Origin of the sequence: Pelovirga terrestris (assembly GCF_014773365.1) — a bacterium.
Taxonomy (GTDB): domain Bacteria; phylum Desulfobacterota; class Desulfuromonadia; order Desulfuromonadales; family Geopsychrobacteraceae; genus Pelovirga; species Pelovirga terrestris.
Genome location: NZ_JACWUN010000013.1, coordinates 50,162 through 68,345, shown reverse-complemented (window position 1 = coordinate 68,345; position 18,184 = coordinate 50,162). Strand labels below are relative to the sequence as shown.

At 53.4% G+C, this 18,184-nt stretch carries 11 protein-coding genes, 2 tRNA genes and 1 other RNA gene; 2 read left to right on the top strand and 12 right to left on the bottom strand.

From position 1 onward, the window contains the following. Positions 1 to 300 precede the first annotated feature (300 nt). Positions 301 to 376 (top strand) — tRNA-Phe (locus ICT70_RS11475). A gap of 14 nt (positions 377 to 390) precedes the next feature. On the opposite strand, the gene ICT70_RS11470 is transcribed toward ICT70_RS11475, so the two are convergent. The 3 genes from ICT70_RS11470 to arfB all read right to left on the bottom strand — a co-directional run bounded on the left by ICT70_RS11470 (position 391) and on the right by arfB (position 3,948). Continuing rightward, entirely contained in the window at positions 391 to 2,415 is a 2,025-nt protein-coding gene (locus ICT70_RS11470) for a sensor histidine kinase (RefSeq protein ID WP_191156753.1), read from the bottom strand. Beyond that, positions 2,412 to 3,467: a transporter substrate-binding domain-containing protein gene (locus ICT70_RS11465; RefSeq protein ID WP_191156751.1), complete on the bottom strand. Its 1,056-nt coding sequence runs from the start codon at positions 3,465 to 3,467 to the stop codon at positions 2,412 to 2,414. Before ICT70_RS11465 ends, ICT70_RS11470 begins: the two co-directional genes overlap by 4 nt. 61 nt (positions 3,468 to 3,528) lie before the next feature. Next, a complete protein-coding gene (arfB, locus tag ICT70_RS11460; RefSeq protein ID WP_191156749.1) occupies positions 3,529 to 3,948 on the bottom strand; it encodes an alternative ribosome rescue aminoacyl-tRNA hydrolase ArfB in 420 nt (139 codons plus the stop codon). A 262-nt stretch (positions 3,949 to 4,210) separates the two neighbouring features. Here arfB and ICT70_RS11455 point away from each other — a divergent pair, with 262 nt between their 5' ends. Continuing rightward, entirely contained in the window at positions 4,211 to 5,296 is a 1,086-nt protein-coding gene (locus ICT70_RS11455) for an SLAC1 family transporter (protein ID WP_191156747.1), read from the top strand. A gap of 327 nt (positions 5,297 to 5,623) precedes the next feature. Here ICT70_RS11455 and tkt read toward each other — a convergent pair whose 3' ends face one another. The 9 genes from tkt to ICT70_RS11410 form a co-directional block, all read right to left on the bottom strand. Beyond that, the gene (tkt, locus tag ICT70_RS11450) at positions 5,624 to 7,615 is read right to left on the bottom strand and encodes a transketolase (protein WP_191156745.1); all 1,992 of its coding nucleotides are present in this window, start codon (positions 7,613 to 7,615) and stop codon (positions 5,624 to 5,626) included. Positions 7,616 to 8,320: 705 nt separating this feature from the next. Then, positions 8,321 to 9,697 (bottom strand): glutamate--cysteine ligase, encoded by a 1,377-nt coding sequence (locus ICT70_RS11445; RefSeq protein WP_191156743.1) that lies wholly within the window; start codon positions 9,695 to 9,697, stop codon positions 8,321 to 8,323. A 27-nt stretch (positions 9,698 to 9,724) separates the two neighbouring features. Continuing rightward, positions 9,725 to 11,029 (bottom strand): pyridoxal phosphate-dependent aminotransferase, encoded by a 1,305-nt coding sequence (locus ICT70_RS11440; RefSeq protein ID WP_191156741.1) that lies wholly within the window; start codon positions 11,027 to 11,029, stop codon positions 9,725 to 9,727. A 316-nt stretch (positions 11,030 to 11,345) separates the two neighbouring features. Further along, complete coding sequence (nifJ, locus tag ICT70_RS11435) at positions 11,346 to 14,927, bottom strand: pyruvate:ferredoxin (flavodoxin) oxidoreductase (protein WP_191156739.1); 3,582 nt, start codon at positions 14,925 to 14,927, stop codon at positions 11,346 to 11,348. An 87-nt stretch (positions 14,928 to 15,014) separates the two neighbouring features. Then, positions 15,015 to 15,614: a recombination mediator RecR gene (gene recR, locus ICT70_RS11430; protein ID WP_191156737.1), complete on the bottom strand. Its 600-nt coding sequence runs from the start codon at positions 15,612 to 15,614 to the stop codon at positions 15,015 to 15,017. Positions 15,615 to 15,774: 160 nt separating this feature from the next. Continuing rightward, positions 15,775 to 16,089: a YbaB/EbfC family nucleoid-associated protein gene (locus tag ICT70_RS11425; protein ID WP_191156718.1), complete on the bottom strand. Its 315-nt coding sequence runs from the start codon at positions 16,087 to 16,089 to the stop codon at positions 15,775 to 15,777. Between the two features lie 28 nt (positions 16,090 to 16,117). Beyond that, entirely contained in the window at positions 16,118 to 17,842 is a 1,725-nt protein-coding gene (gene dnaX, locus ICT70_RS11420) for a DNA polymerase III subunit gamma/tau (protein ID WP_191156716.1), read from the bottom strand. Between the two features lie 47 nt (positions 17,843 to 17,889). Beyond that, an RNA gene (gene ffs, locus ICT70_RS11415) (signal recognition particle sRNA small type) lies at positions 17,890 to 17,987 on the bottom strand. 90 nt (positions 17,988 to 18,077) lie between these two features. Further along, positions 18,078 to 18,165 (bottom strand) — tRNA-Ser (locus tag ICT70_RS11410). Between the last annotated feature and the right edge of the window lie 19 nt (positions 18,166 to 18,184).

Sequence of the window (18,184 nt, the reverse complement as noted above, 5' to 3'; positions counted from 1 at the left end):
TCTACAAAGTAAAAAACCCATGGGAGAACGCTGTAAGCCATTCTGCCATGGGTTGCATATACTGGTGAGCTTTACCCGCACCCTTCCACGGCAGACGGCCTGAAAAAGCCGAAAAACCAGAAAAAGAAAAAGTTGCGATAAAGACCGAAGGTTGTCATAACCATCCTCTCACGTGATTTCGCGTAGACTACACAAGCCCGCCGCCACAAGCAAGTGAAAAATCAGCGCCTGCGGCAACGTAAAACCCCGCATTTTCTCTTGACAGCCCTGCGCCCTTTGGTTATAAACGGGCTTCATTTCGCCCAGATAGCTCAGTCGGTAGAGCAGAGGACTGAAAATCCTCGTGTCGGCAGTTCGATTCTGTCTCTGGGCACCAGCAAAATCAAAGGGTTACGGCTTTTCGCTGTAACCCTTTATTGCTCCGGGCAGGGTAAACTTGAAGCAACTCCCTTTATCCTTGCCCGCCGATTCAACCCAGATGCGCCCCTGGTAGATGGTGACGATTTTTTTTACCAGAGCTAACCCCAGGCCGCTGCCGTCACTGGCCGGATTAAGCTGGGAAAACAGGTTGAAGATGCGTTCACCGTCTTCAGGTCCAATCCCCATGCCATTGTCGCGCACATAGAAAACCACATCTTGCCCTTCTTGAGTTGCTCCAATCTCAATCTGGGGGTGAACCTGGTTGCCCCGATACTTGACGGCATTTTCAATCAGGTTCTGCCAGATCTGCCCAAAGTGCATGGGATCACCATACAGCGGCTGGGGCAGTTTGCCGGTAGAGACCTGGATCAGATGCTGATGTAAAATACCGGCCAGTGAATCCAGACAACCTTGAACCGATTGTTCAGCGGTCAGGGTTTGCGCCGGAGTATCCGCCGTGCCGATGCGTGAGAATTGCAACAGGGCACCCAGGAGTTGCTGCATCTTGTCGGTGGCTTTTTCGATATAGCCCAGATCGTCGTAAATATCCTGCTGATTACCCTCCTGCAGATCCTGTCGCAGCATATTTACAAAGGATTGCACCGTGATGAGAGGGCTTTTCAGGTCATGGGAAACGATGTAAACAAAATGTTCCATCTCCTGATTTTTTTGTTCCAGAGCTAACTGGGCCTGTTTGCGATCAGTGATGTTTCTGCTGATACGGTAAAACCCGGTGACATCCCCCTGGTCGTTACGTTCGGGGGTTGAGAGAATTTCAGCCCAGATCAGCGAACCATCCTTACAGCGATGCTGGACCTCGATGGGTTCCGAATTAACGCTTTGAAAAAAGGTTTGGGTGTCGTCTGCCGTCATAAATTCCGTCAACAGGTGACCAATAGCGTCCTCAGGACGATAGCCTGTAACCCGGGTGAAGGCAGGATTAAGCGAAATAATCTTGGCCTCCACATCCGTGATCAGGGTGGCCTCGGTGCTCGCATCGAAGACGGTGGCATTGATGCGCTGGAGACGTTCGTACTCAGCCTGCCGGGCAAGAAAATGGAGCTGACGGCGATAAAACACGATGGTAAGCAGGATAACGGCCAGCAAGGCAGGGACAACAACCCCCAGGAGTGTTTGTGCCTGGGTCGTCCAGTGCCTCAGGACATAATCGCGATTGATGTTGGTGACAACCACAAAGGGGTAAAGACGTGATGCCCGAAAGGCGGTCAACACGTGCCGTCCATCTTCCAGCTCCCGTTTGAACTCACCGAACTCCTCTTCAGACAGCTGTAGCTCGCGGGTCACATACTCACGCAGCGCGCCGGGCTGTTCGTCCGGATCGGTACTCATCAGCAAAATCCCGTCGTAGCGCACGATCTCGACGGTACCTTCCTCCATAGCGATTTGCTGTGCCATGTGGTTGATAAAATAATCCGGGTTCAGATTGATGAGCAGGGTTGACGCCTGGCCACCTTCTATCAGCGTGCGGACCAATGGGATGAATCTCGAGAACTGATCGCCTCCGGCATTGGGTTGGCCATCAGCAAAATCACGCCCGCTCCAGGGGATGCCAATGCGTAACATTTCCAGTTTTTCTGTTGCGGGCGGCAAGTAATGATCCAGAGCCACATCAATGCCAATGTTGGCGACATTAGAGCTGGCAATGATCGATGCGCGGTCGTCGATCATTGATATCGAGCGAAGAAAGGGCGTGTGGCGCAACACCCTGAAGAGATTTGTTGCTGCCGCGTCCGGATCGGAGAATTGGCCTTCCAGCCCGACAATGTTGGCGCCGACAAGCTCTGTAACATGCAGGCTTTGGGTGATAAAATCTTCAAAACTGCGCGAATACATTGATGACATGCCGATGCCATTGAGAATGGCATCATTGCGCGCCCGCCACAGGGAGTAGGTGGTAAGAGCCACTGTGCCAGTGACAAAGAGCAGCAGGGCGACAATAAAATATGTTCGTAACTGTTTTGCCCGTTCCGTCATGGCGCAACAACAATGGGTCCAAGCTTATGCCGTTCAGCGGCAGCCCTAAGGCGGCCATCCCTTTTGACATCACTGACGAACTGTTCCATGCGCGCATGCCAAACGTCATCGTCCAATTTCATCGCATAGGCATAAGGAGTCACGTGATAGGTCTCCGGTGGCGACACCAGGCGCGCCCAGTCAGCGTTTGCCAGAAATCGTTGGCTATAGGGGAAATCCGTCATGAAAACATCAGCACGTCCCGATTGGACTTCCTGCTCGCGGGCAAAGGGCGTGTCAAGAACGAGGAGCTGCGCTTTTTTGAGTTTTTCCTTCATGACCGGTACATGGAGCGTACCTTTGGCGACCGCAACCATTGAGCCGGCACTGTCAATATCTCCCCACTCCTTGATACGGCGGTTGGTTTTAGTCGTTATTCCGTAGATATCGCTGGCAAGATGACTGCGGGTAAAGCGAAGTTTTTCTGCCCGTGCAGGGGTGATCCCTATGGCGAACATGGCAACGTCACAGCGGTCCTGACTTACATCATCGATCAGCGTAGCAAATGAGCTGTCAACAAACGCGACCGCGACATCCAAATCCCTCCCAAGCTCTTTCGCCATGTCGATGTCGATCCCGGACAGCTCCAGGGTTTTCGGGTTCCGGTAGGTGATGCTGTAATAGTCTGGCCAGATACAGATACGCACGACATTGGCCTGTTTGACACGGTCGAGGCGGTTTGCAGGCGTGTCTGTAGCAGCTGCCGGCAATGGGAGAGCACTGCTGATTATAAACATGATGAGAAGGAGAAGCTTGCGCATGGAGAACCACCTTTCTGGTCGGTTGCAAAATCCATTCAACAAAAAATCGATAGCAGCAAAAATTTCGTGGCGCTGCTCCGATGCAGACATCACCTTTTTCCCCAGATCAGTCAGCGGATAAGCGGCAAGCTCAGGGGTTGACATCATTACCTCAACCCCCTGGACAGAAAAGACCGGGCACAGCCTGGAGATCACCGGCTGCGGTGAGGTGATGGCAACCAAGGGGACAAAGGTGCGCAAATATTTGCGCACAGAGTATGCACATTGCATCATCAGGTCAAGTTGATGGATCACCTCTATTTTGTGCTGTTTTTCAGTGCTCTACTTTTTGCCGCAGAGTTTTGACCTGTCCACGCAGTTTTTTGCGCTTGATGCGCTTGGCCGCGGCGGCGGCACCGGGTCTGGTTTTTTTTCGTGGTCGGCGCTTGACAAGCACTGACTGGATAAGTTGCTGCAATGCGATCACGGCCAGTTGGCGATTTTGTAGCTGACTGCGCGACTGCTGGACCTTGAGCACTATCAGTCCCTCGCTGGTGATGCGCTGATCATTGCGGCTCAAAAGCTTCTGCTTCACCTCTTCGGGCAGAGACGATTGATGGATATCAAAGCGTAAATGGATGGCGCTGGCAACCTTGTTGACGTTCTGACCACCGGCACCCTGAGAGCGCACCGCGATCAAATCAATCTCCTGTTCTGGAATACTGATATCCGTCGCGATAAAAAGATCTGCCATGACAGGGCTCCCATCAGGAAAAACGAGCTTGTTTAGAGTTGTTAACCAACCTTGCTGCCTCCCCCCTTGTCAAAACGCCAAATCTTACTAGCCTTTCACCAGCTGACCGAAGTCATCTTTATCAGTATAGCCGGGGCAACATCAAAGGGAATGTTTTAATCCTTTCCGGCAGCATAAAGGCATTGACTAAAACCATAAAACCATATATATGTTTTTCTATATATAGAAGAACTTTTCACAACGTCATGATCGGAGGACATTCATGTCCGAGTCGTTCCAAGCCACTCCGGCAACCATTACCGAACATTTCAGCCCGGCCTGGTTTGCGGCCATCATGGGTACGGCGGTTATTCCCCTGGCTATCTCATTCATCGATGCGGCCTGGGTGACACCTCTGGCAACCTTTTTTATCCTGTTGTCGGTGGTCCTTTTTGTCCTCTTGATGATTCCCTGGACCATCAAGTTTTTTGCCTATCCGGCCAACATCCGCAAGGATCTCAATCACCCCGTCGCGGCAAATTTTTTCCCGACCATGCCGATCACCCTGATTCTGTTTGCCCTCAACCTGAAAAAATACCCGACCCTGTTTTTCAGTCAGGAGATATCTTTGCAGTTGGGCTATTACCTCTGGCTGATTGGCACTACCGGCATCTATATCATGGGGTTTATTATTCTGATCCACATTTTCCGGCATCAAGAGATCAAGCTTCAGCACGCAAATTTTGGCTGGTATATCCCTCCGGTTTCCAAACTGTTGATCCCGGTTTCGGGTTATGAACTTGCCGCCCACTTTCCAGATAGGGCAGAGTTTATTATTGCGGTATCAACAGCCAGTTTTGGTATCGGCCTGTTTCTGTTTATTTTTGTCGGTGCCGCCGTGTATCACCGCTATATTTACCATGAACTCCCCATGAGTCGTTTTGCTGCGACCTTTTTTATCGGTATCGCTCCCCCTGCGATTATCGCCGTGATTCTATTCAAAATCATCCATCTGTTTTCCGATCACTCCTACATGAATCTCGACCCTACTGTCATTGTTACTTTGTGTAACTTCGGCATCATGATGACCTGGGGATTTGCTGCCTGGTGGCACATCATGGCAGTGATCGTCACTTGCTACTACCTCACCCGCATTGAACTGCCCTACGCTCTGTCGTGGTGGGCCTTCACCTTCCCTTCCGGGGCGTTGGCGGTAGCATCGGGGATCGCCTGGCAGGTCAGTGGCTTCGCCATCATGGAAATCTTTTACTATTACTCCGTTACCTTTTTACTGTTGGTCTGGGGCCTGGTGCTGGTGCGAACCACTAAGGGCGTACTCTCCGGCAAGATTTTTGCGCCGACCCATTAGTTGTTGAAAGGTCCTATATCCCAATCGCTATCGGGATCGGGATCGAAAAGACCTGGAACTTCGACACGAGAAGCTTGAAACTTTTACCTCCTCGCGATCGGCTACCTCGTCCGGGTTGACGGGGGTTATTTGACTTGAGGGGATCAGGCACACTTCGAAAAACAGCAAAGCCGATAGCGATTTCGATCCCGATTTCGATTTCGACTGAATCAAGATGTCTTTATTTACAGCAACGGGCGGCCTCTTTTGAGGTCACCCGTTGCTGCTTTTATTGTTCTATGTCCAAATCGAAATCGCTATCGGGATCGAAATCGTCCTTGCCGTTGTTTAACCCAGCAGCTCTTTGGCTACCGCAACAAAATTCTCCGCGGTAAACCCAAAATGCTTCATCAGGGCACCGGCCGGGGCACTGGCACCAAAGGTCGTCATCCCGATAACGCGTCCCTGCATCCCGACATAGCGTTCCCAACCAAAGCTGCTACCGGCTTCCATCGCCACCCGAGCAACACAGGCTGCGGGCAGCACCTCTTCGCGATACGCTGCGTCCTGCGCTTCGAACAGTTCAAAACTGGGCAGAGAGACAACCCGGGTGCCGATCCCTTCAGCTTTGAGAGTCTCCTGAGCTGCCAGGGCGTGCTGAACCTCGGAGCCACTGGCAATCAGAATCAGCTGAAGATCGCCCTGTTCCGGCGCCAGCACATAACCTCCGCGCTGCACCCCTGCCGCTGCGCCATAACGGCTGCGATCCAGGGTCGGCAGTCCCTGGCGGGTCAACACCAGCATGGTCGGGCCACGGCGATTGATGATCGCCGCCTTCCAGGCTTCAACCGTCTCATTGGCGTCAGCCGGACGAATCAGGGTCAGGTTGGGCATCGCCCGTAATGAGGCCAGATGCTCGACCGGCTGATGGGTCGGGCCATCCTCACCCAGGCCGATGGAGTCATGGGTCATGACATAGATAGGATCAAGCCCCATCAGAGCCGCCAGGCGAATTGCCGGTCGCATATAGTCGGCAAAGACAAAAAAGGTGCCGGCAAAAGGACGCAGACCGGGGGTATGACACAGACCATTGAGAATGGCCCCCATCGCATGTTCACGAATACCATAGTGGATATTACGATCACTGCGACCGGGAATCCACGAACCGGCTTTCTTGATTTCGGTATTGTTGGATGGTGCCAGATCCGCTGAACCGCCGATCAGAAACGGCAGTTTTGCCGCCAGGGCATTGATCACCGCACCACTGGCCTGGCGGGTCGCTTTGGCCCCATCGCCGGGCGCAAAGCTCGGCAGCTCGGCATCCCAGCCGTTTGGCAGTTTGCCCTGTGCCGCCTGCTGCCAGGCGCTGACCATCGGCTGATCTTGTTTGCTGTCAAACAGGCGCTGCCATTGTTGCTCCAGGGCGGCCCCACGCTCACGGCAGGAACCCATATGCTGTGCTACCGCTGGGGGCACCACAAAGGTGGCTTGCGGATCTCGTCCGTAGGCCTGCTTGGTCAACGCCAGTTCCTCTGCACCCAGGGGTGCGCCATGGGCATCGGCTGTATTCTGCTTGTTGGGGGCACCGATGCCGATGTGGGTACGGGCGACAATCAATGATGGACGGTTATCCTGCCATGCACGGGCCATAGCGGCATCGATTTCGGCCAGGTTTTCGCCATCCACCCGTTCAACGTGCCAGCCATAAGCCAGATAACGGGCACCGACATCTTCACTAAAGGCAAGTTCGGTTGCGCCTTCAATGGTGATCTTGTTATCGAGGTAGATATAGTTCAGCTTCCCCAGCTTTAAGTGACCGGCTAACGATGCGGCCTCGGCGGAAATCCCTTCCATCAGATCTCCATCGGAACACAATACCCAGGTCCGGTAGTCGAACAATTCCGCGTCGACCTGCTCACCAAGGAACTGCCCACCCATGGCCATACCAACAGCAACCGACACCCCCTGCCCCAACGGCCCGGTGGTGGTTTCAACCCCCGGCGTATGGGCAAATTCAGGGTGACCGGCGGTTCGGCTACCAAACTGGCGGAAGGCTTTTATATCGTCCAGCGACAGGTCATAGCCGGTCAGATGCAGCATGCTGTAGATCAGGGCTGAGGCATGACCACAGGACAGGATGAAACGATCGCGTCCGGCCCAGTGAGGATTGCCGGGATTATGACGCAGATATTTCATGTACAGCAGATAGGCAATGGGAGCAGCCTCCATCGGCGTTCCCGGATGGCCGGATTGGGCTTTTTCGACGGCATCTGCGGCCAGCAGACGGATGGTATCAATGGATTCACGGACGATTGGGTCATTCAGTTGAACATGGGACATGAGCGGCTCCTTTGGCGGTTTTTTAAGGCACCGTATTCAACCAGTTTTAGCCACGACAAATCAAGTAAAAGTCTTCAAGAAAGAGATATTTAACCGCTCGCAGTAAAAGACACCATCAATCAACCACCAAGACTCCAAGTCCACCAAGAGAATAAAAAATCTGGTGTTTATGATTATTGCGAAAGGCCTCAGACTGTTTTTCTTGGAGACCTTGGTGCCTTGGTGGCCTGCAAGCTGTTTTAGCGGTTATGCGGGAGGTGGAAAACAAAAAAAATGGGCCAGGGTCGGAGGAGGTGTTCCGACACTGGCCCGGTACTGGAAAGGAGGTATGTTACGTTCTCCATCAACAGAATGACTGCCACACCACGCTGTTGATGGTTCCGATATTAACCAACGACGTGCCGCAACACCACGTGCCTTTTCGTATTTTGACGATCCAGAAGCAGCAGAAAACGACTGTGGCAATGCACAGTTGGAGCGCAGAAATAATTTTTTTTGGTTATCCACTTCGCTCCAGCATAACAGTTAGAAGATCGCGACCGATGCGACTTGCTAATAATCTGGATCCTGCGACTTCGCGCAGGATGACACAGAAGGACGTTGATGAAAAAAACGGGCGTCATTCTGCGCGGAGCGAGGCGTAGTCGCAGAATCCATATCCTGTTTTCTGATTTACTGGAGTCAAATAGATAACCAGATAATTTTTTATTTTGCCCGGTAACCGCAATGGTCAATCAGCAGCTGCAATTGTTCTGCCCTGGTTGCGGGCCAACGCTTGAGCAGGCGCTCCGCCAGGGTTTCCTGATGTGCGACCAGTTCCTGCAGAGGATCGAGAAAATGACTCTCATCGGCTCCACTGTAAGCTGCGGCAAATTGCTGCTGCAGACTGGTTTGCGCCAGCTTGAGCAATGCAGCAATAATTTCGCCCAGGGTTCCGCCTGAATACCGGGCTGCGAAACCATCCCGCCAAGAGCGTCGGTAAAGACTGACAACGTCCTCACGCGACAGAGCCATCAGCAGCGCCTCAGCTCCCTGCAAGGCATCTTCGCTATAGAGCAACCCTTTATACAGGGCGGCTACGGCAGGGATAAAACGTGGCGGCAGACTGTCAGCACTGCGCACCTCAATCTGTGGGCGCAGCCGCACCTCGGGAAACAGGGTCGACAGGTGTAAATTCCAGTCTTTCAGGGTAGCGCCCTCGCCGTTCCAGCCACTCTCAATAAACTGACGAAAGGTAAAACGACTGGTGGTCATATCAACATACTGCTGGTTGCGCTCAATAAAATAGAGGGGGACATCAAGGGCATAGGCAACGAAATCATTGAGTCCGGCAGCGGGGCTCAGCAATTCCTCAATCAAGCCGCAACGATCGTTATCCGTACGTGACCAGATCTCCCCGCGGGTCGACAGAAACCCGCTCGGTTCTCCATCGAGCAACGGCGAGTTGGCAAACAGCGCGTAGGCTACCGCACTTAAGCGCTGGGACAAACGCAATTTACGGGCGAGATCAGCAGCATCGGAGAAATCCAGATTGACCTGGGTCCCGGCGGTCTGCTTCATCATCCGCTGTCCCATATCTCCAGTCTTGAGCATATACTGGGACATAATTCTGTAGCGCCCCTTGGGCAGCCAGGAGATCGCATCAAGGCGGGTAAAAGGATGGGTCCCCAGGCCTAGAAACAGCAGTCCCAACTCCTCTCCAACCGCAACAATATGCTGGCGATAGCGATTCAGATCACGCCAGCTGCAGTGAATATCGCAGCAGAATTTCCCTGAAAGCTCGAGCTGCCCGCCAGGTTCCAGGGTCACCGATGAGCGCTTACCCTGCAAACCGATCAGGTTGTCCCCTTCATAAACCCCCTGCCAGCCACCAATCCCGTCAAGACGTGCCAGCAGTTCGCGGATGCGCTCATAGGGTACCGCTTCACCGGTAGTCCGATCGACCACCAGCTTTTCGGTTTCCAGACCGATCCCCCACTCATCGCGCGGACGCGCTCCGCGCAGAATAAAATCGACCAACTGCGCTGGACGCTCGATATAATCGCTGGCGCCAACCACTGCCTGATCCTTCTGTTGACTCATTCTGCCCGGCCTTTCAAAAACACGCCATCAAGATTCAAGATAGGTATTGATCGCTTCAGCAAGGGTCGTGAATATCTGGGTAAATTCCTTTTCATCACGCTCCAGCAGGGTCACCCGAAACCCCCGCTCGTCGGTGCAGAAAGAAGAAATCGGCACGACACAGATCCCGGTAGCGCCAAGCAGATAATAGACGAAGCGCTTATCGGTCTGGGTTCCCGGTGCGGCGACCAGTTGTTCGACCAGCGACCTGACTTCCGGACTCTTGATCGGCAGGGTCTGGGTACTGGTCAACCGATTACTCTCAAACACCACACTCATATAGAAAGCGCCATTGGTGCGGTTGACCTTCAGACCAGGCACCCCGTTAAGCATATCATAGGCGATATTGGAATAGTGCTCATAGCGATCCCGCCGCTCCGCCAGATAGACCGGGTACTCAGGATGGCTCAGGATCTTTGGGATCGCCTTCTGCGGCAGGGTGGTGGAACAAACTTCAACCATCTTTGAGTTGATAATGCTGTCGATATAACGCTTGAAGGTTTCATCCTTGTCAGCATTATACACTTCAATCCAGCCACAACGCGAGCCGGGCCAGGGCAGCTCCTTGCTGATTCCCTTCATGGCAATAGCCGGCAGATCGCCAATCAGATCGGAAATCGGCCGCGTATTCATGCCGTTATAACAGAGGTTATGATAAATCTCGTCACAGATCAAAAACAGGTCATACTCTTTACACAGGGCGATGATTTCCTTGAGAATTCGCTCGGGGTAAACGGCTCCGGTGGGGTTGTCAGGATTAATAATCAATACGCCGGAAACCGATTGATTGTATTTGATCGATTGACGCAGATCGTCCATGTTGGGGTACCAGTGATTATCGGGATCCAGACGATAGGTCACCGGCTTGAGTCCGGCATGGGCACCTTCTGCCGAGGAGTGAGTGGAATAGGTTGGTGACGGCCCGATCACCCGGGCTTCGCGCTTAAGTAGCCCGTAGACCTTCTGAATAGCATCGCCAAGGCCGTTGAAAAAGATGATATCCTCAACACAGATCTGGGCATAGCCGCGCTTGTTGGTCATATCGGCCAGGAACTGGCGGGTTTCCAGCAACCCCTTGGTGGCACAATAACCGTAGGAACAGTCCTGCATCGCCAGGTCAGCAACAATCTCCTTCATCCATAGGGGAATCTTCTCCCCTTTGGCAATCGGGTCACCGATATTTTCCATGTTGGTCTTAATGCCGAGTTTCTGCATTTTTTCGGCAATAGTGACAATCGCGCGAATTTCGTAGCTCAGCTCACCGGCGCCGATATGCACTATGTTATTACGCATTTTTTTCTCCCTGAAATCACAAGAAAAAAAGCCACGGACGATCTGTCCATGGCCTCGGGTTGATTCTTGTCATACCTGCGCGGCGACACCCGTTCAAGGGTGATGGACAGACTGTCGGCGGATTATTGCCGCCACCAACGCTCGTGCCGCCGCTGCAGATGGATGGTTCATGGGGTGTCCCTCGTTGGAAAAAGCTGGAGCCTGATTATCACAGCACCATAGTGAAGTCAAGCACTGATTCCTCCTGCAAAAAACTCAGGCCCCCGGCAATCAACGACCAGGGGCCTGTTTGTTCATGATCTAACGTCAACCAGGACTATTTTTCTTCATTGCCGCCGTAGCTCATTTCCGCCATCTGCTGGTAAAGGCGATAGCGATTGGAAGTGATCTTGTTGGCATCTTCTATGAGCCCCTGAGCCGCTTCCGGGGCAACTTTCTTGAGTACCCGGTACCGGTTCTGTTTGAGAGCATAGTCCTCGAAAGAGATCGTCGGCTCTTTGCTGTCCAACTGGAGTGGATTTTTGCCCTGATCGGCCAGACGCGGATCAAAACGGAAGAGCGGCCAGTGACCGGAAGCCACTGCTTCCTTGCAGCCTTCGATCGCACTGTCCATGGCAATACCATGAGCAATACAGTGGCTGTATGCAATGATCAGTGAAGGGCCGTCATAGGAATCGGCCTCAAGGAACGCCTTGACCACCTGAGCCGGATTGGAAAGAGCGACCTTGGCGACATAGATATTGCCATAAGACATAGCTATCATCCCCAGATCCTTTTTCGGCTGGCGCTTGCCACCGGCGGCAAACTGAGCCACGGCACCCAGCGGTGTCGATTTAGATGCCTGACCGCCGGTGTTGGAATAAACTTCTGTATCCAGGACCAGAACATTGACATTTTCACCGGAGGCGAGAACGTGATCCAGACCACCGTAACCGATATCATAGGCCCAACCGTCGCCACCGTGAATCCAGACCGACTTGACCACCAGATAATCAATATTCACCAGCAGCGGCTTGGCGGTTTCATGGGTACATTTCTCCAGGATCGCCCGCAATTTGGCAACCCGGTCGCGCTGCAGTTCAATCTCTTCCTGGGTATCCTGGGCACTGTCAAGAATCTTGCGCTTGAGATCAGCCGTTCCCTTACAGGCAGCACAGCCACAGGAGATGTTACTCTCAAGCAGTTCGCGCGCATATTCCGTACTTTTATCAACCGCCAGTCGCATGCCGTAGCCGAACTCGGCGTTATCTTCAAACAGCGAGTTGCTCCATGCTGGTCCAAGGCCATCCTTGCGGGTGGTCCAGGGGGTGGTCGGCAGGTTGCCACCATAGATCGAGGAACATCCTGTGGCATTGGCCACCAACATCCGATCACCAAACAACTGGGAGCAAAGCTTGACAAAGGGGGTCTCGCCGCAACCAGCGCAGGCGCCGGAGAATTCAAACATGGGCGGCAGCAGTTGACTCCCTTTGAGGGTGCTGCGATTGACCAGAGCAGGATCGGTCTCCGGCAACGCCAGGAAAAATTTGAAGTTGGCAGCTTCCGATACCCGCAGTGGAGCCTGGAAGGTCATGTTGATCGCCTTGTGCTTTTCATCTTCCTTACTCTTGACCGGGCAGTTGTAAACACAGGCGCCACAGCCGGTACAATCCTCCGGAGCAACCTGAAGCGTATAGCGCTTGCCTTCCATGTCCTTGCCTTTGGGAGTGACCGACTTGAACGTTGCGGGCGCATCGGCAAGAACACTTTCGTCGTAAATCTTCATACGAATAGCCGCATGGGGACAAATAAAAGAGCAGATGCCACACTGAATACAGAGGCTCTCATCCCAGACCGGAATATTGACGGCAATATTCCGCTTCTCAATAGCGGCGGTACCGGTGGGGAAAGTCCCGTCATCCGGCATAGCTGACAGGGGCAGCTCGTGGCCGACGCCGTCGATAATTGGCCCGAGGGTGGTTTTCACTATGTCAGAGTAGTCGCCCCATTGACCAATGTGCATCTTAATAGAACTTTCAGCAGTAGCCGGCACCTGAACTTCAAAAATATGTTCGAGTGCGGCATCAACGCCGCGTTTGTTCATCGCCACAACTTTTTCACCGGCCTTACCGTAAGTCTTGTCAATAGCAGCCTTGATCTGACTGATCGCCTGATTGACCGGAATGATCTCGGATATCTTGAAGAAGGCGGTTTGCATAATCACGTTGATTCGGGCACCGAGGCCGATCTCTTCACCCAGATGAATGCCGTCGATGACATAAAATTTCAGTTTCTTGTCGATAATCCGCTGTTGTACCAGTTGCGGCAAATTGTTCCAGATTTCATCCTTGCCGAAAGGCGCATTGAGCAGGAAGGTTGCCCCCTGCTTGGCACTCTTGAGCATGTCGTACTTCTCCAGGAAGGAAAAGTTGTGACAAGCAATAAAGTCTGCCTGGGAGATCAGATAAGTGCTCTTGATTTCGTTTTTGCCGAAACGCAAGTGTGAGGTGGTCAGGCTGCCGGCTTTTTTGGAATCGTAAACAAAATAAGCCTGAACCTTATTGTCGGTACATTCACCGATGATTTTGATCGAGTTTTTGTTGGCGCCAACCGTGCCGTCTGATCCCAGACCAAAGAACATGGCCGCATAACCATCAAAAGGTACGAGGAAGTCCTTGTCAAAATCAAGACTGCTGCCAAGCACGTCATCTTTAAAGCCAACGATGAAATGGTTCTTCGGTTTGTCAGCAAGTAAATTGTCAAGAACCGCCTTGCACATACCGGCATTAAATTCAAAAGAACCCAACCCATAACGGCCACCAACAATCGGTGGGTAACCGGAGAAGCTGGTCATCTTTTCTACCATGCCTTCGCCGATGGCCGTCCGAACCGCCTGATACAGCGGCTCGCCAATGGAACCCGGCTCTTTGGTGCGATCAAGTACGGCAATCTTCTTGGTGGTCGCCGGAATCGCTTTACAGAAATCCTCAATCGGGAACGGCAGGAACAGTCGGATCTTGATCAGACCGACCTTTTCCCCTTTAGAGACCAGGTAATTGATGGTTTCTTCCATCGCCTCACAGCCGGAACCCATCATCACCACGATCCGCTCGGCATCGGGCGACCCGACATAATCAACCAGATTGTACTGACGGCCGGTCAAGGCAGCAAACTTATCCATCTGGGCCTTGAGGATGGCGGGAACTTTTTCGTAATAGGGATTGACGGTCTCACGTCCCTGGAAATAAACATCCGGGTTCTGTGCGGTTCCGCGCAATTTCGGATGCTCCGGTGACAGAGCACGCTGACGATGAGCCGTGACAAGATCGTCGTTAATCATGTGGCGCATGTCATTCAGCGTCAGCTCTTCGATTTTTTGTACTTCGTGAGAGGTACGGAAGCCATCAAAGAAATGCAGGAAAGGCACCCGTGACTCAAGGGTCGCTGCCTGGGAGATCAGGGCAAAATCCATGACTTCCTGAGGGTTATTGGAACAGAACTGAACCCAACCAGTGGAACGACAAGCCATCACATCGGAGTGATCGCCAAAAATCGACAACGCCTGGGCGGCAATAGCGCGCGCCGACACGTGAAAGACGGTCGGGGTCAATTCACCGGCAATCTTGAACATGTTGGGAATCATCAACAGCAGTCCCTGGGAGGCAGTAAAGGTCGTCGTCAACGCACCGGCCTGCAACGCACCATGGACAGCACCCGCGGCACCGCCTTCTGACTGCAGCTCAACCACCTTGGGAACGGAGCCCCAGATGTTCTTCTCACCGACCGCACTTTTGGCGTCGGAGATCTCACCCATGACCGATGACGGGGTAATGGGGTAGATGGCAATCACCTCATTGGTCGCATGAGCAACATGCGCCGCTGCGGCATTACCGTCGATATTGACCATTTTCCGAGACATGCATACCTCCTGTGTAAGTTAGGTAAATGGTGTTCTTTTCAATTAAAAGAACAAAGGGACGTCACTGATGACACAAATCAAGCTGGTTCATAATGTGCGACGACCGGAGACCGCATGCTGCACCGTACCGGCATCGATATATTCCAAACCACTGCCCGAAGGAATACCATGGGCCAGACGGCTGGCCGGCACCCCACGTTGCTGACACAGGCGTGCCAGATACAGGGCGGTTGCCTCACCCTCAACACTAAAGTTGGTGGCAATAATCACCTCGTCGAAGGGCTCCACTGCGAGGCGTTGTTCAAGCTGGGGAATCTTCAAATCCTCCGGGTCAATCCCGTCCAGCGGCGACAAGACCCCGTGCAGCACATGATACAGGCCAGGATACGAATGGCTGCGTTCAATCGCCAGCAGATCCTGAGGCTGTTCAACCACACACAGCAGGCGCTGATCACGTTGCTCCGCTGCGCAGATCCCGCACAAACGATCTTCTGCAACATGAAAGCATTTTTCACACAAGCGAACGTTGCGTTTCATCTCCAGCAGAGCATCAGCTAATGCTGCGACTTCAGACTCCGATGTGCGCAACAGATGAAAAGCCAAACGTGTCGCTGTCTTGCCACCGATTCCCGGCAACTTCCCCAGTTCAGCTTCTAAACGAGCGAATGACGGGAGGGAGCCTAGCATAGTTTTATCTCCGAAATCTAACGCTTTGTGCTTTTCATAACGTCGTTTTCAGGGACGCTAAAAAACGACAATGAGACCAAAAAGATTGGTGGCGCATTGGTCTGACCAAAAAGAACTCTACCACGCAAAAAGGGATCAACTCAATCTTTTTTTATTGAGGCTAAAACATCCCGGGGATATTCATCCCTCCGGTAATCTTGCTCATCTCCTCCTGTACCATCTCCTGACTCTTCTTCATCCCCTCATTAACCGCCGCGATCACCAGGTCCTCGAGCATTTCAACATCCTCAGGATCAACCACCGCTTTTTCAATTTTCAGCTCGAGCAACTGCTGCTTGCCATTAACCCGCGCAGTCACCATGCCTCCACCGGCGGTCGCTTCAACCTCTTTGGTGGCCAGCTCTTCCTGCATCCGGGCCATTTTTGCCTGCATCTGCTGAGCCTGCTTCATGATGTTACCAAGTCCCTTAGCCATAACAATCTCCTTATGAATAATGAGTAAATTAGACAAAACCCTTATCGATGGGTGTCACCTTCTCAACCGTGCCGCCAAAGATCTCCAGCGCCGATTTCACCAGTGGATGTTCGAGGGCGTTCTCGCGCAGCTTGCGTTGGCGATCCGTCTCCTGACGCTCACGTTCCTCATGCAGTGATGGGGGCTGGGCTTCTCCATGAGCTCCCTTGATCATCTCGATTGTTACCGGCACAGAAAAATATTCCGCCGCCAACCCCTGCAGATTCTGCTGCATCTCACTATCGGCCAGCCCAAAAAACTTGGCCGGCATGGCGATGCGCAACAGTGGCAATTCCAGGGTCAACAGGCTGGCCTGTTCCAACAACGATGAGATGCGCGGGCGCTGCCGATTTCTAACAAAGGCTACCAGTCCTGCCCAGCTCCCTGCGGATTGCTCCTCAGCCGGCTGAGCATCAGGCTTTTTTTCCTCCGGCTCCTCCGGTAGCGGCGGTGGCTCGGGAGGAAGATCAGCACCGTGGCTCGTGCTCACAGCAGCAGGCGCCGCGCCGTGACCCTCGCTGACCACTGGTGGGGCAACCGCTGCGGGGGCAGAATAATCAACCCGCGCCAGCAATTTTTTCTCCAGACGTTCCAGGCGCTGGATCAAGGTCGCGACATCAATTCCGGTGGGCAGCGTTGCCAGCTTGACCAACGCCACTTCCATGGTCAGCCGGGAGAAAGAGGACGTCGCCAACTCGGCTTCAGTCTTAAGCAAAAACGCCAGTATCCGCTGAAATTCATCGAGGGGGCGGGGCTCGGCCAGGCGCCGCAACTCGGCCAGTTCCCCTTCACTGACATCGAGCAGTTCACCCGGCTGGGCGATCACTTTGAGAATCACCAGACCGCGTACCAGCGCCACCAGCTGGTGACAGAACTGACGGAACGAGTGGCCCAGATCATCGATCTGCGCCACCAGCCTCAACAGTTTGGGGGGATCGCGTTCGACAATGGCGGCCAGGGTATCGAGCAACAGCTGGCTGCTGACCTGGCCGAGAATCTGCTGCACCGGCTCGTCCGCCACCTCATTGCCACAGCAGGCAATCACCTGATCAAAAGCCGACAGGGCATCGCGCATACTGCCGCCACCGTGACGGGCAATAGCGGCCAGACCGATGTCACTAATGGTGATTTCCTCTTCGCCGGCGATGTAGCGCAAGCGTGCCTGTACCGCCGCGATGCCGATTTTCCTGAAATCAAACCGCTGGCAGCGTGACAGAATGGTGACGGGAATTTTATGAGGTTCGGTGGTGGCAAAAATAAACTTGACGTGGGCAGGTGGTTCTTCGAGGGTCTTCAACAAGGCATTAAATGCACTGTTGGAGAGCATATGCACTTCATCGATAATAATAATCTTATAGCGACCCTGGGACGGCAGGTAGCGCACCGCATCGCGCAGCTCGCGGATATCATCGACGCCATTGTGGGAGGCGCCATCGATTTCGAGGACATCAATCCCTTGTCCGGAGGTGATTTCAACACAGGACGAACAGGTGCCGCACGGGGTGGTGGTTACTCCCTGTTGACAATTCAGGGCCTTGGCGAAGATCCGCGCTGCCGAGGTTTTACCAACCCCGCGCGCACCGGTAAAGAGGAAGGCGTGATGCACCCGATCGGTGGTGATGGCGTTTTTCAGGGTTTGGCTGACGTGCTCCTGCCCGACCAGATCGTCGAACAGCTGTGGACGCCACTTGCGCGCCAGAACCAGGTACGACATGAAATACCCTATTTCAGAGGAAGGAGAAAAAAATTGCCGATACAAGAGACAGCCGGGCACCCCCGCGGCACACATTCAAACCGCTACCGCTGCTCCCTTCCGGGCCTGACGGGGTTTACGGCCGCCTGTTGCGCAGGACCCGGCTGTCACTTCTACCGGCAACACATCCAAACTCGTATCGATAATGTCAAACAACAAAACGCAGCAGATGAGGATTTTTCAGCCGTTTGAAATCTGGCGGAGAGGGGGGGATTCGAACCCCCGGTAGCTTTCACTACACCCGCTTTCCAGGCGAGCACCATCGGCCTCTCGGTCACCTCTCCGCGAAACAGGGAAGATACA